At 44.4% G+C, this 14,753-nt stretch carries 11 protein-coding genes; 8 read left to right on the top strand and 3 right to left on the bottom strand.

Features of this window, described 5'->3' with window-relative positions; genetic code table 11:
- Positions 1-168: 168 nt before the first annotated feature.
- The 3 genes from F6K63_RS34715 to F6K63_RS34705 form a co-directional block, all read right to left on the bottom strand.
- A complete protein-coding gene (locus tag F6K63_RS34715; RefSeq protein WP_287314646.1) occupies positions 169-4,482 on the bottom strand; it encodes a cobaltochelatase subunit CobN in 4,314 nt (1,437 codons plus the stop codon).
- A 364-nt stretch (positions 4,483-4,846) separates the two neighbouring features.
- A complete protein-coding gene (locus tag F6K63_RS34710; RefSeq protein ID WP_287314644.1) occupies positions 4,847-5,365 on the bottom strand; it encodes a hypothetical protein in 519 nt (172 codons plus the stop codon).
- 96 nt (positions 5,366-5,461) lie between these two features.
- A complete protein-coding gene (locus F6K63_RS34705) occupies positions 5,462-5,632 on the bottom strand; it encodes a hypothetical protein (protein WP_287314643.1) in 171 nt (56 codons plus the stop codon).
- A gap of 619 nt (positions 5,633-6,251) precedes the next feature.
- Here F6K63_RS34705 and F6K63_RS34700 point away from each other — a divergent pair.
- The 8 genes from F6K63_RS34700 (at position 6,252) to F6K63_RS34665 (ending at position 14,388) form a co-directional block, all read left to right on the top strand.
- Positions 6,252-6,929, top strand: coding sequence for a response regulator transcription factor (locus tag F6K63_RS34700; protein WP_287314641.1), 678 nt, complete (start codon positions 6,252-6,254; stop codon positions 6,927-6,929).
- A 565-nt stretch (positions 6,930-7,494) separates the two neighbouring features.
- Entirely contained in the window at positions 7,495-8,766 is a 1,272-nt protein-coding gene (locus F6K63_RS34695; protein ID WP_008181323.1) for a sensor histidine kinase, read from the top strand.
- Positions 8,767-8,933: 167 nt separating this feature from the next.
- Positions 8,934-9,266: a hypothetical protein gene (locus F6K63_RS34690; RefSeq protein WP_131826965.1), complete on the top strand. Its 333-nt coding sequence runs from the start codon at positions 8,934-8,936 to the stop codon at positions 9,264-9,266.
- 290 nt (positions 9,267-9,556) lie between these two features.
- The gene (locus tag F6K63_RS34685; protein ID WP_008181327.1) at positions 9,557-10,276 is read left to right on the top strand and encodes a fasciclin domain-containing protein; all 720 of its coding nucleotides are present in this window, start codon (positions 9,557-9,559) and stop codon (positions 10,274-10,276) included.
- 187 nt (positions 10,277-10,463) lie between these two features.
- Complete coding sequence (locus F6K63_RS34680) at positions 10,464-10,922, top strand: BON domain-containing protein (protein WP_008181329.1); 459 nt, start codon at positions 10,464-10,466, stop codon at positions 10,920-10,922.
- A gap of 406 nt (positions 10,923-11,328) precedes the next feature.
- Positions 11,329-11,550 carry a hypothetical protein gene (locus tag F6K63_RS34675; protein ID WP_131826966.1) on the top strand — a complete coding sequence of 74 codons (222 nt, stop codon included), beginning with the start codon at positions 11,329-11,331 and terminating at the stop codon, positions 11,548-11,550.
- A 238-nt stretch (positions 11,551-11,788) separates the two neighbouring features.
- Positions 11,789-12,568, top strand: coding sequence for a class II aldolase/adducin family protein (locus F6K63_RS34670; protein ID WP_008181334.1), 780 nt, complete (start codon positions 11,789-11,791; stop codon positions 12,566-12,568).
- Between the two features lie 335 nt (positions 12,569-12,903).
- A complete protein-coding gene (locus F6K63_RS34665) occupies positions 12,904-14,388 on the top strand; it encodes an aldehyde dehydrogenase family protein (protein ID WP_287314640.1) in 1,485 nt (494 codons plus the stop codon).
- Positions 14,389-14,753 lie beyond the last annotated feature (365 nt).

Raw genomic sequence — 14,753 nt, 5'->3', positions numbered from 1 at the left:
TGCGGTGCGACCCAAGGGCGATTTACTCGCCCTAGGAGGCGCGCACCGGAAGGGACTTTGAAGGTCTTATTCCCCCCAGAATTGGGGGGTTAGGGGGGCAAAACCATACCCAGAATAAGCAACGCCAGATTTTCACCCGATTACCACACTCGCTCACCCCACACCCTCTTATCCTACAGCCGTCACGCCTTCAATCTCCTCATCGGCGAGGTCATACAACTCCCGTAACTTCTGTAAGGTTTCCTGATCCGGTTCCCAGAATCCTCGCCCATTTGCCTCTAACATCCTGCCTACAATATTCCGAAATGCCTCAGGATTTGCCTGTCGCAACCTCTTGGCCATTTCTTCATCCAAGGCATAAGTATCTGCTGCTTGGTCATACACCCAGTTATCTTGAAAATCAGCAGTACCCCCCCAACCAATTAATGCTGTCATCCGTTGGGAAATCTCATAAGCTCCCCCAGACCCCTGATGGGCCATCGCCTCAGCCCATTTCGGATTAAGTAACTTTGTCCGATACTCCAACCGCAACAAATCCTCTAGCTTCCGGGGTGTAGTATCCTTTGAGAAACTTTCCACAAAACTGGCATTAACGGTCTTACCCCCTTGCTTTTCTGCTGCTCGCTTCAAGCCTCCAGTATTAGCATAGTATTCTTGAATATCCGTCAGCCCATATTCCACTGAATCAATTTCCTGGACTATACGACTGGTACTTTTTAGCAGCTGCTCCATGACTTCGGGACGGGCTTGACCTTTATCTTGCCGTCCATAACTAAATACATTGCGGCTTTGCCAGGTATTCGCTAATTCATCCCCCGATTCCCAATTACCATCGACTACTTGGTCATTGACCAGAGAACCATAATCCCCGGCTGGATTAGAAAACAACCGAGCAGAAACATTTTCTACCCCTTGCGATCGCAACGCTAACCCATGCTTGCGGATAAAATTCTCTTCCTCCGGTTCATCTGCCTCAGTCGCCCTACGGAACAAATCATCCAGCAGCTCAACAATATTGACAAAACTATCCCGAAAAATCCCTGAGAGATTTGCCAACACATCAATTCTAGGATGACCTACCTCAGCCAAGGGCATCAAATCATACCGTACAATCCGTCCCGTTCCCTCTTTAACAGGTACTGCACCTACTAACTCCAATAAAATCCCCAAGGATTCCCCACGAGTCTTGATCGCATCCAATCCCCATAGCATTACCGCAACAGTTTCCGGATACTCCTGATGTTCCTCAAGATGCTGGGCAATAATTTTCCTGGCCACCTCCCTTCCTCGTTCATAAGCTGCCGGAGAGGGCATCCGATAAGGATCCAAAGCGTGAATATTCCGTCCTGTTGGCAAAACCCCAGGACCATCCCGCAACAAATCCCCCCCAGGAGCTGGAGGAATATACTCCCCATTCAACCCCCGCAACAAATTCGTCAACTCCTCCCCAGTCTGCATCAACAACTCACCAATCCGTAACGCCTCTTCAACCTTCTCATCCTCGACCTGTTCACTTCCTTCGGGTGTTTGCGGTTCAAATTCTCCATCGACAATGGCTTTAACCATTGCTTCGGGGACATCCTCCCCAAAATACGCCCGGAGGTAAGACCCTAACTGTTCCGAATCAGGCACTTGACCTAGAGTGTGCAGCCCAGAGGAAAATAACCGTTGTTCCAGCACTAGCAGGTAATCGTACAACTTGACAAGATAGCGATTAAAGGAATCAGCACTAAACATCTGGGCATTCTCTGGACTGAAAGCAATTCCCAAGCCCTTAGCATCCTCAAAGGGACAATCGGTATCCAAGCCACTATCGACAATCTTTTTACAAATTGCTTCTTTCAAGGCATAATTCTTTTCAGGATCCTCCCGATACTCCGAGATTAAATCCCGTAGCACTACCAACTCCTTATACAAACCAGCTCGACCATAAGGGGGTACATTATGGGAAATCAACACCCCATAACCCCGACGCTTGGCCAACATTGACTCTGAAGGATTATTGGCGGCATAGATATACAGATTCGGAATATTTCCTAGCAAAATATCCGACCAAGAATACCCCGTATTCCCCAGGGGCGAACCAGGCAACCATTCCACGGTGCCATGCATGCCAAAATGCACCACCGCATGGGCATCAAAATCATTCTGTAACCACTTATAAAAGGCAGTGTACTGGGGATGTGGAGTCAAATCTCGCTCAAACATCAACCGCATCGGGTCTCCAGAAATACCCAGGGGTGGTTGTACCCCAATCCAGACATTTCCTAACTCAATCCCACCAATCTCGAACTCATCCCCATTGGTTTTGATTCCTGTACCAGTCAAGGATTGCCATTGTTTCTCAATACGGGTAGTTAGCAAGTAGCCTAGCCATTCTTCTAGGGTTTTAACGTTAACTGTGGTTGCTGGTTGTTCGCCTTTGGCGTTCGAGAAGGGTAGGTTACTAGTTGAAGGTTGAAGGTTGAAGGTTGAAGGTTGGTGGTTGGTGGTTGCTGGTTGCTGGTTGCTGGTTGAAGGTTGGTGGTTGGTGGTTGAAGGTTGGTGGTTGCTGGTTGAATGTTGGTGGTTGAATGTTGCTGGTTGCTGGTTAGAAAATTCACCATTCAACTGCTCACCATTCAAGCTGTCACCATTCAAGCTGTCACCATTCAACCCTTCGTCTGCTGCTTTCACCCAGCGGATTAGTTCTTCCCCATCTTCTGGTAATTCCCCAACAGTGTAACCTTGTTCCTTGAGAGCGTGGAGGAATTTAAGAAGCGATCGCGGTACATTCAATAAGGCTGCTGTTCCTGTTGCTCCATACCCAGGAGGGAAACCATAGAGAATAATCGCTATTCGTCTTTGGTCTGGTGGGGTTTGTCTGAGTTGAATCCAACGCTTCACCCGTCCAGTCAGTCGCTTAACTCGTTCGGGAATCAGATAAATATTTTCTCCGACTAAACCACCTAGGGGTACAGTATCAATCGCTCCATCCAATTCCGGCAATGCATATAAAACGACACTTTGCAACCCCCCAATGCCTTGTCTTGTCCAAGAGTAAATATCTTGAATCAGTAGGGGTGCAGCAATACAATAAGGGACATTCTTAGCAGTGAGAATACGTTTTGCTACAGCCACCTGTCTTCCTGCTTCCATAGAACCAGCTGGACCCCCTACCAACGGGAAACCAATGGTAGAAACAATGGCATCCACTTCTACAGCGTCTTTAGACAGGGAAGGAGTTTCTACGTTATCCAGTTGCCGCTGTTGGGTTTCATAAGCAGATGTCATCCAATCCCGCACGGCTACATGACCTTCTACACCATTGATAAAGATGGGTAAAGGAGTTAATCCAGCTTCCTCAAAGTAGCGAATTAACTGGGGAATATAAGGTTGTTTTGTAACTACGTGTTTCCGATAAAGCAGAATCCCGACAACAGGGTTTTCTCTAGGGTTGGCAGGTTGAAGGTTGGTGGGTTGAAGGTTGGTGGGTTGAAGGTTGGTGGGTTGAAGGTTGGTGGGTTGAAGGTTGGTGGGTTGAAGGTTAGTGGGTTGAAGGTTGGTGGATTGAAGGTTAGTGGATTGAAGGTTAGTGGGTTGAAGGTTAGTGGGTTGAAGGTTAGTGGGTTGAAGGTTAGTGGGTTGAAGGTTGGTGGGTTGAAGGTTGGTGGGTTGAAGGTTAGTGGATTGAAGGTTAGTGGGTTGAAGGTTAGTGGGTTGAAGGTTGGTGGGTTGAGAGCGTAGCGTGGCCTTTTGGCCAAGGTTGTTTTGAGAAGCTAGCGGGCTGGTAGGGCTTTGCCCAATAACGTTTAATTGTTTAACTTTGAAGTTTTTGTACCATTCTAGGTATTGTCGTGGGGATTCAAAATACCCGTCGTAGTCCGGATGGAGTAGCCCCATGTTTGGAGTTTCCACTGGTGGCGGAATTTCTCCAACTTTCAGGTCTAAGTATTTCTCTGCCAAGGTCCAGAACATAGATGCCACATTGTCTGAGCCACCAGCATTCCAGTAACCGTAGATAATTAGCCAATTGCGCAAGTCTTGGACTTTTCTAGCAGGAATATATTTCAGCAGCTTCGGACCAATTTTCAAAAAGCTGATATAACCGGCTAAGCGGTCTTCTTCCCGTCCGTTGCTGAATTTGTCCAGGATGAATTTTACTGGCTTGGGCATCCCCTTGGGTTTATCCCCAATTTTGAACTGACCAATTTGAGTCAGGCTGATCAGTTCTAGAGCTGACTCGAATACCAAGCGGATGGGGATGTGTTGAATGCGATCGCGTAACCATAACACTTGGTCATAATCGAATAGTAGACTACCGAAGAAGACTTGGGCATCTTGGAGGGCAGCGTCTACAGTATCAGGGTTGGCAGTGATTTCGCGATCGCTAAATACTCTAATATCCAGTTCCGGACAGCGTATGGTTGCCAACTCAGCAGCTTTGCGGTACAAGTCAGCGTTGAAGGATTCAAATCCTGCTATCAGTACAATGCGTTTCATGGAACCCGCTCGAAATAATTCTTTACACTTTGATCATATTTGATCATAATCGTACTGATCCGCTAACACTCCCAGTGGCCTTGGGTAAGTCGTGCCATGATTGAGAATAATTGCTAATTAGATTTTGCCGCCATTGTCGGCAACTTTGGACAAGGTAAAAATAATTGACGATAACAGTATCAAAAAATACTTTGATCAGAGGTCTATTACTAATTGCTAATTTACCCAACTCTACTTGATAGTATTCCTTCCCTCTTTTATTATATCAAAACTTGCCATCGCCCGTCTTGCCAATTCCTTAATCTTGGAATTGATCACCCTGAGGTAAATTTACCATCAGGGTCCTTGCGATCGCTAATTGATCTTAAGCTCTACCAATTTTATCAATCAGGAAGTTTTTCAAGTGTTTCAGGGTATTAGCAGGACATATCACCTGATTATACCGAAACCCCTGATTAAGGTCTTGTTCTAAAAAATGCAATTGAATATGGTACTGCTCACAATGGTGATTTTGAAAATGATATCTGAAGTGAATGTTTTGTGGCCTTGAGACAGTAAATCCACTGATTTTACGATAGGGTACAAACCAAAACTGATAACTGCTATAATTGGTATTATCCTTAGTTTCAACCTCTACCCCTAAGTCCGTAAAGGTAATGATTTTGCCGACTGTAGTCTCAAACTCCCAATCTTGAGCCTGAGGGAATTTCTTTCTCAGATTCTTTTTCCAGATCGTGGCAACCTCAGGCGTGGGATACTCACCTACGAGGTCAATTAGCTCTTGTTTAGCACGCTTTAAGTTACCAGTGGCACGATTTCCCAAGAGGTTAAGCGCCCTCTCTAAAGCCTCTGCCGTGCTAGGAATTTTGGGTGGTAAATTCATAATCAATTGCTGCTTGTTTTTTTTCTATCAATATCAACAGAGCTATCAATGCTCGATCCGGAAGATACTCCCTGATTACACCTAAATACAGAGGTTTTAAATTCGATAAGGTACAAATATCTGGGTTTTATGGAGCAGTAATTTGTCCCTCATCCAAATAATAATTGCTATACTCACATCTTGCACCATTCTCAATAAGCTTGGTTCATGTAGGGTGGGCAGTGCACCAGACAGATAATCAAGCTTGCAAAGCGCGTTGGTAGGCACTGCCCACCCTACGATTAATGACAATGGTGCAAGATATTAGTAAGCATTCAGCCGTCAGCTGTCAGCTGTCAGCCTAATGCTTAAAATAAACCTCAAGAGAATTTAAAGGTGCGCTTTCCGCATCTAATTATTAAATTCGCCACGGGTCGCACCTAATAGTTCGAGATGAATCAGAGTTGAAAGTGTCATAAAAATCCCATCTAAGCATATGCCCTACGCGCACGCTAAGGGAACAGTAGTTAGGGGTCAGCCGTTGGCCACAGGCCTTTGGCTGATAGCTGAGGGCTGATAGCTGAATGCTTACAGATATTAGTATATTTTTATTAGTATGCTTTATAAGCTGTTGCCCATTGAAATTGGAGATTATTCAGTTATAAAAAAAAACGTACAACCCTCTCCACTGCTCCCTACTTCATGCTCCCTACTCCCTACTCCCTAAAACCCGAAGGGTGTAAGTCCCTGACCCAATTGAAAACTGCTCTATTTGGTAAGTGATTAAGCGGAGTTAGTATCAATCATCTTGCCAGTGTCATGGAAAACTCCCCGATTTTTATACAGTTGTCAAAAAATTGGTCATAATCAAAGAGAAAACTCAGCTAATCATTCAGAGGTGCTGAAGATGAGGATTTTACTAGTAGAAGATGATGAGCGGATTACCGACGCCCTTGCTGAAGACCTCACCGACCAGCATTATGTCGTGGATGTTGCCAATGATGGTCAAATAGGTAGGGAACTAGTAGAGAGTTTCAGCTATGATTTAATTTTGTTAGATGTGATGCTGCCAAAGATGGATGGTATTACCCTTTGCCGAAAGTTGCGCTCCCAAGGCAACTCTACTCCCATTCTAATGCTGACGGCTCGGGATACCATCAGTGATAAAATTGTAGGACTAGATGCTGGTGCAGATGATTATCTAGTCAAACCCTTTGATTTAGGGGAGTTGTCCGCTAGGATGCGCGCCTTACTGCGCCGGGGAAATACTACCTTACCACCTGTACTGGAATGGGATTCCCTCCGCCTTGACCCCAGTACCTGTGAAGTGTTCTATGAAGACCGCCTCTTGTCCCTAAGTCCAAAAGAGTATGCTCTGCTGGAATTTTTCCTGCGCCATCCTCGCCGTGTGTTTAGCCGTGCTCAAATCCTGGAAAACCTCTGGTCCTTTGAACGACTACCAGAAGAAGCAACCGTTAAAGCTCATATCCGAGGTTTACGACAGAAACTGGAGGCAGCAGGAGCTCCTTCTGATTTAATTGAGACAGTCTATGGTTTGGGTTATCGTCTGAAAGAAAAACCCTAATCTAACTATTCAGTTGTTACTGTTTAAGGTTGGCAGGTTGGCAGGTTGAAAGTTGGCAGGTTGGCAGGTTGAAAGTTGGCAGGTTGGCAGGTTGACGGTATTCCTGAACTAAGGAATGATATCAAGTATAGTTGGGTCAGTTACCAATTACCAATTACCAATTACTAATTACCGATTAAGCTGTTGTGCATTTAAACTGTATATAGCGTAAAATCAAATAAAAAAGATAGATAACACTCCCCTTTTGCCTTTGGGTGCATCTCAATGCATGCAAAAACACTCAGGACAATAGAAGTATAATATCATTTTATGACATTACCCTTAATAAAAATCTCCCCCATCTCCCTATATTCCCCTCCTGGGAGGGGTTAGGGGTGGGTTCCTATCTCCCCCTCTCCCCAACCGCCCCACACTTCCCGCGCCCCCGCCCCACACTTCCTTTAGTTATAGATTTACAAGTTTAAGATGCACCCTTGCCTTTTGCCTTTTGCCTTTTGCTTTTTTCCTTGATAAAACGCACTTAAAATTCGTTTTATATTACTAATTACTAATTACTAATTACCAGATGTTTAAAGGTCTACGCTGGCGTCTTTTGTTGTATTACCTGATGGTAATGGCCGCAATTTTGAGTGTATTTGGTGCGGGTGTGTATGTTTTTTTAACACAGAGTCTGTACCAGCAACTTGACAAAAAACTACGGACTTTAGCCCAATCCGCCGCCCCCTCATTTACTGAAGTAGAAGAGAAAGGGAGTCAATACATTGAACAAGTTGATGAAGTCCCCTGGCGAGATATATTTAACCGAGATCAACAAAGCCTAGAATGGTTTGATGATAAGGGTAAACTATTGGCAAGCCGAGGTGCGATTGTGTTGAGTTTCCCGCCAAAACTGGGTTCGTGGACTCTACAACTCCCCGAGACATCAGAGCCAATTAGGACGTTTACAATTTCTGTTTTTAAGGACACCTCGAAACCAAGCCAACCATCCCTAGAGGGCTATATTCGAGCCAGTCAATCCACAGAGGATGTAGAAATTGTCCAAAGCCAACTATTTTGGGGATTAGGAATGGGAGGAATGATCGCTCTAGGGTTTGTTGGTATCGGTGGACTTTGGCTGACCCAGAAAGCTCTTGAGCCGATTGAGCAAAGTTTTAAGCAGCTTAAACAGTTTACTGCTGATGCCTCCCATGAATTGCGCAGTCCTCTGACAGCAATTAAAGCCTCTGTGGATGTGATGCGAAATCATCCTGAGCGAATTCATCCCAAGGATGCTAAGAAGTTAGTGGCTATTGCTAGCGCGACGGATCAGATGAGCAACTTAGCAGAAGACTTACTATTTTTAGCTCGCACTGATGCTGCTTTGTCAATTCCGACCCGAAAGTCAGTCCCAATTTCCCTCAACACAGTTTTGCAGAATGTGGTGGAATTGTTAGAATCATTTGCTCAAGATAAGCAGATTACCTTGGAATATCACTGCCTGACAACAGTGTCTGTCATTGGGGATGAAGGGCAACTGACCCGTTTATTTTCCAACTTGCTAGAGAATGCCCTGCAATACACACCCCCTAAAGGAAAAGTGGTTCTTACTGTTGCCAAACAGAATCGCTGTGCCCTGGTCATGATTGAGGACACTGGCATTGGTATTGCCCCTGAACATCAGCCTTTTGTGTTTGATCGCTTCTGGCGTGCGGATAAAGCTCGTTCTCGCCGAGAGAGGGGTACGGGCTTGGGACTTGCGATCGCTCAAGCAATCACTCACAATCATGGGGGAAAAATCACCCTTACGTCTGAGGTTGGGGTTGGTAGCTGCTTTGAGATACGTTTACCGCTGGTTTAGGAAAATAGCTTCTAGGTTGGGATTTTATTGTCTGATCATTATACCATTTCCCTAATCCCTACTCCCTAATTTCTATCCTTACCGAATTTTTTACTTTTGGGTAATAATCTCAAAATATGAAGCCCAGGAAATCATCAATTTAGTTGGGAGGTACTGTGGTGAATCAAATGCAGCAAATACTAAACAATAACAATAGTTCCGGGTTAGGGTGGGTATTTACAGGCTTGATTCTAGCAGGTCTAACCCCCCAACAGGCACAAGATGAAATTCAGGGTAATTTAGACTCTGGCACCCTCAAAATTTTCGGAGAACTTGCCAAAACGTCTATAGGCAGATTGTGCCTAGGAGGAAATCATCCTTCTTATACCAATACCAAATACCAATACCAATTCTCTAAATACCTGCAACAGATAAACTCCCCCTTTTGGGAATGGGGAATGGGGAATGGTCGGAAAATTTGGTTAATTAATCATCAGGCTTCTAGACTTGATCTAAATTAGCTTTCCAATCAGTGAGAATGTTAAGTATTCAGCCGTCAGCCGTGAGCTTTGAGCTCACGCTACGCAAACAGCCGTCAGCTGACGTAACAGAAATTAAACCAATGCTTACTTGTTTTATTCAAAAGCACCTCAAGTAGCGTGGGTGGCACAGGCTTCGACGCTGTGATGTAGCACATAAGCTGATAGCTGAATGCTGAATGCTGAATGCTTATCTATACCTCGGTCACTATAGCTCGATAAATTAGTTGGAAAGCGTTAACCATACCTAGCATTCAGGAGAGATGATCTAAATGAAAACTCGCATTAAGTTGCTAACAGGTATTCTGGGATTAAGTGCTCTGATCAGTTTCCCGGCAATAGCGCAAGAAAAAACCGAAAACTCAGTTAAAGATGCTGTCAATGGTGCAACTGAGTCTATGGTAGAAAGCGCCCCCGATTCCTTGAGCAAACCCCTTCAAGAGGGTGAAAAGGTAGAAATGCCAGCTACCACTGAGGCTGAATCTACAGCCAGTAACCTTGTAGAGCAAGCTGCGAGCAATGATCAATTCCAAACCCTTGTTAAAGCAATTGAGGCAGCAGGCTTAACGGAAACCTTGGCTGGTGAAGGACCCTACACTGTTTTTGCTCCCACCGATGACGCTTTTGCTGCACTGCCAGCAAATACCTTAGACAGTCTACTACAACCAGAAAACAAAGAGGTACTGGTAAAGCTGCTAGAGTATCATGTTGTAAGTGGTGCAGTTCCTAGCAGTCAAATCCAGTCGGGAGAAATTATCACTATGGCTGGAAAATCGGTGGCAGTACACGTGGGTGAAGACGGTAATGTTACTGTCAACAATGCTCAGGTAACTCAAGCAGATATTGAAGCCAGTAACGGCATTATTCATGTTGTTAACCATGTAATTTTGCCCTCAAGATCTCATGCTCAATCGGAACCAGCACCAACAGGAGTCATGCCAAATTCAGATGGCGAATTAAATTCGCCAAGGTCAAGCGCACCTGCTGAATAAGTTTGGTGTTTGTGGGAATTATATCCCGTCCGTTTGACTACTTATTAGTTAGGTTTATTCGATAATTTGATAGTGTAAAGTTTGACTTAATACTTAACACTTAATATATCGCGATTTACCTAAATATGAAGTGATTAACCGGACTGGATTGGAGTAAATACAAGGAGAAAACAAGGAGAAATCAAAGATGAATAAGTTGATGCCAATTTTACTAGGTGGAGTGATTCTGTTTGGTGCTGCTGCTTGCGATGAGGCTAAGACAAGTGATGAAGCCTCCTACTCTATAGATCAAAACGATGAACAACTAGTAACCTTACGGTCTGAGGGAAACCAAGGCGATGCCATGGTCAAAGGAACCCAAGAGGAAATCGAGTCGAATATTGTAACTACTCAAGAGCCAAATCAAGCCTTGGGTAACTTAGAAAACCTTGATGAAGATGACCAACTAGCCAGTTTAGTACTTAATAATTTAGAAACCAATCTCCCCAATAGCAAGTTGGAAGTTGAAGCCGCAGAGGGAATTGTGACTATCTCAGGAAAAGTATCGTCTGATGATGACTTGAGTCAGATTGCACCTTTGGCAATCCAGGTTGAAGGTGTTCAGAGTGTTGATGTTCAAGCTACTGTCAAAGAGCCAAACAGCTGATCGCTGATCTGGTCAAGTACCAATCCGTTGTTGCCAATGTTACCTAATTGATGTAATTATCTAATCCATAGAGAGGAGTTAGTCGCCTATTGCTTTTGCCATAGTGATAGGTGACTTTTGTTGTTGAGTGTCCCTCGGCTTTAATTCATGCTGTAGCAATCCGATTTGAGTTGTGAAACAGCGGAAGAGCTGGAAGATGGGGAAGATGGGGAGGAGGAGAAAGAGGGGCAGGAGAGGGAAGATGGTTAGGTGCGCTTGACCCATTATAGCGCTACGCGCAAGTCAGAAGTTAGAAGTCAGAAGTCAAATTATAGCGCTACGCGCAAGTCAGAAGTTAGAAGTCAGAAGTCAAAAGTAAGCGATTACTTACGTTTCGGAGTTTAGGAGCGATGCAGAGGTGCGACCCGTGGCGAATTTAATAATTAGATGCGGAAAACGCACCATTACGGTCTTGGGGGTTTCCCCCACTCGCGCTTTGCATCAAGACAATGTCCTAACAGTAGCGCGTAGTGCTATAAGAATTAAATTCGCTCTTTGTACGCGCCTCCTAGGGCGAGTAAATCGCCCTAGGGTCGCACCTTTCGGCAAAGCCGACGCGGGGCGCGTTCGGGTCGCACCTGAAGAATAGTATCCCCTATTGTCAATAAATTAATTGCCATGGCTATGAATAGCAATTGATTCTGATTGCAGCAAGGGGAACAATACGGATTTATAAACATTAAGATAGGTTTGGATTATCGGTGCATCGGTGTCTATAGTAATTCTGTATGATTCGTCAACAGTGACAGTTCGCAACTCAAACTAACGAACTAGGGAATCAACTAGGGGAGTATTGTTCACCTAGGAATTAGGATTGCTATGTTTGTGTGGTGCTAAAGGGGGATAAGATTGCTGATAAAGTCCCCAAATTCCCGGATCAGGTGCAACTTAGTATGATCATCAAGTCAATCCCTGTTGAAACCATAACCGCCCAGCAGATCATTGATACCTGTCTTCGCATGAACAGTCTTGGTATCAATCAAGGTACCAGTGGTAATGTGAGTGTCAGGGTTAGAGACAGTATCGGTGAGGCAATAGCAATCACCCCCAGTGGACTAGACTACGAAGACCTAACTCCTGATAAAATCTGCAAAATCTACTTCGGCAAAGACAAAGAACCGGTTTTTGCTGAGAATAATCGTTATTTACCCAGCAGTGAATGGCGATTTCACTATGACATACTGTTGAATCGACCCGATGTGAATGCTATTGTCCATACTCATAGCATCCATGCTACAGCATTGGCTTGTATGGGTATACCTATACCCAGCTTTCATTATATGGTTGCTAGGACAGGTGGGAGCAGTATAAAGGTAGCTGATTATGCTACCTTTGGCACTCAAGAACTTAGCAACAACGCCCTAAAAGCATTGGGAAATTCCCTTGCCTGTTTGTTAAAAAATCATGGTATGATTGCCTGTGGCAAAGATCTAAGGCACGCTCTGAAAGTCGCCCAAGAGCTAGAAACCTTGGCTCAAATTTATCTCAAAATCCTCAGCGTTAACAAGATTTATGGAGAACCTCAATTATTGAGTGAGGAAGAAATGCAGATAGTTATAGAAAAGTTTAAAACCTATGGAGTTCAACCAAATATTGGTAATGGGTGATTGGATAGTAATATTTTATAGCATTTATCAAATATTCAAATAGTTTAGGTACACAAGCTTGGGATTTTAGGGAATAGACAATAGGGAACAGGGAACAGGTAAAAAATACGTGTGTACAACCTGATTAATATCAGAACCCCTATAGATATGACCATAGGGATAATTAGGGATACTCTGGCTAAAGTGTTAACAAAATTAAGCAAAAATTTAAATTTAGTTAAAAATCTCAAATAAAATATTAATAAAATATATATTTTTAGTTAAATTTTCAGTTTACAATCCACCATTAGAATTGAGGATGTCATAAAAAATCAACTTAACAACAGGAGACGATTATGGTCACTGCCCCTACACCAAAGACAACACCACAGCCAACGGTCAAAATCGGACCAACTCAGCTGCTGATTAATAACGAATGGGTAGACAGCGTCTCTGGGAAACGATTCGAGACGATTAACCCTGCAACAGGAGAGGTGATCTGTGATGTGGCTGAGGCTGATGCCCCAGACGTTGATAAAGCAGTAGTGGCGGCTAGGACAGCCTTTACCAGTGGAGACTGGCCGAAAATGTCTGCCACCCAGCGGGGGGAGTTACTCTACAAGCTAGCTGACTTAATCGAAGCAAACAAGGAAGAAATAGCACGGCTGGAAACCCTAGACAATGGGAAGCCCTATCGTGATTCCTTTAATGCAGATGTGTCTCTAGTCATTGCTTGCTATCGGTACTATGCTGGCTGGGCAGATAAGATTCAAGGCAAAACAATTCCCATCAACGGACCCTACTTCTGCTACACGCGCCATGAACCTGTGGGAGTGGTTGGTCAGATTATTCCTTGGAACTTTCCACTGTTGATGCAAGCTTGGAAGTTAGGCCCAGCACTGGCAGCTGGTAACACCGTGGTGATGAAAACGGCGGAACAGACTCCTTTATCAGCGTTGCGGATCGGTGAACTGATTATCGAAGCAGGTTTCCCTCCTGGTGTGGTGAATCTTCTCTCAGGCTATGGACCAACTGCTGGGGCTGCGATCTCACATCATATGGGTATCGATAAAGTTGCCTTTACCGGCTCCACTGAGGTAGGGCATCTAATTATGGAAGCTGCTGCTAAGAGTAACCTCAAGCGGGTCACTCTAGAACTTGGTGGTAAGAGTCCTAACATTGTCTTTGCTGACGCTGACATGGATAAAAGCATTGAGGGCGCTCACTTTGCCCTGTTCTTTAACCAAGGACAGTGCTGTTGTGCTGGTTCGCGGCTGTTTGTGGAAGAGAAGTGCTATGACGAGTTTGTAGACAAGTGCGTGAAACGGGCGCAAAATCGCACAGTTGGTGACCCGTTTGATGCTAACACAGAACAGGGTCCCCAGGTAGATCTCGAACAGTTCAATAAGGTGATGGGCTATATTGAGTCTGGTCAGCAGGAAGGAGCTCAGATGTTGTGTGGTGGTGGTCGAGTTGGCGATCGCGGTTACTTCATCGAACCGACAGTGTTTGTTGATGTCCAAGATCAGATGAAGATTGCCCAAGAAGAAATCTTTGGACCAGTGATGAGCATTATTAAGTTCAAAGATATGGATGAAGTGATTCAGCGGGCAAATAATACTATGTATGGCTTAGCAGCAGCCGTGTGGACAAAGGATATTACAAAAGCTCATGCGATCGCAAACAATGTCCGTGCTGGTACTGTCTGGGTGAATTGCTACGATGTGTTTGATGCCGCTGCTCCCTTCGGTGGTTTCAAGCAGTCTGGGATTGGTCGTGAACTTGGGGAGTATGGCTTGCAGCAATACACCGAGGTCAAGACAGTCACAGTTAAATTGTAGCATTTTAGCCATCTCAAAGCCTGGGTTTTATTATCAACAAGGCAAAAAGAAGGTTAGTAAACGGCTACAGGATAGTTAGTTGTTAATTTAGGACAAGCTAATGGGTAATGGGGAATTGTAAGCCAATTTCCTATTACCCATTACTTTATGCTTTGCTCAAGCTTCAAGTTCAAGTTCAGGTAAGCATATGCGCTACTTGAGGTGCCGTCAGCCGTCAGCCGTCAGCCGTCAGCAGACGTATAGTTGTTTCAATTAAGGATAAGACGGTGATGAGGTAAAATGAAAAGGGTATATTTTCAATAACTGACAGCAATGCCATACAGTCTAGATTTCAGAAAAAAAGTAATAAACTATATAGAAAAAGG

The organism is Moorena sp. SIO1G6, from assembly GCF_010672795.1.
GTDB lineage: Bacteria > Cyanobacteriota > Cyanobacteriia > Cyanobacteriales > Coleofasciculaceae > Moorena > Moorena producens.
This window is presented reverse-complemented; position numbering and strand designations above follow the sequence as displayed.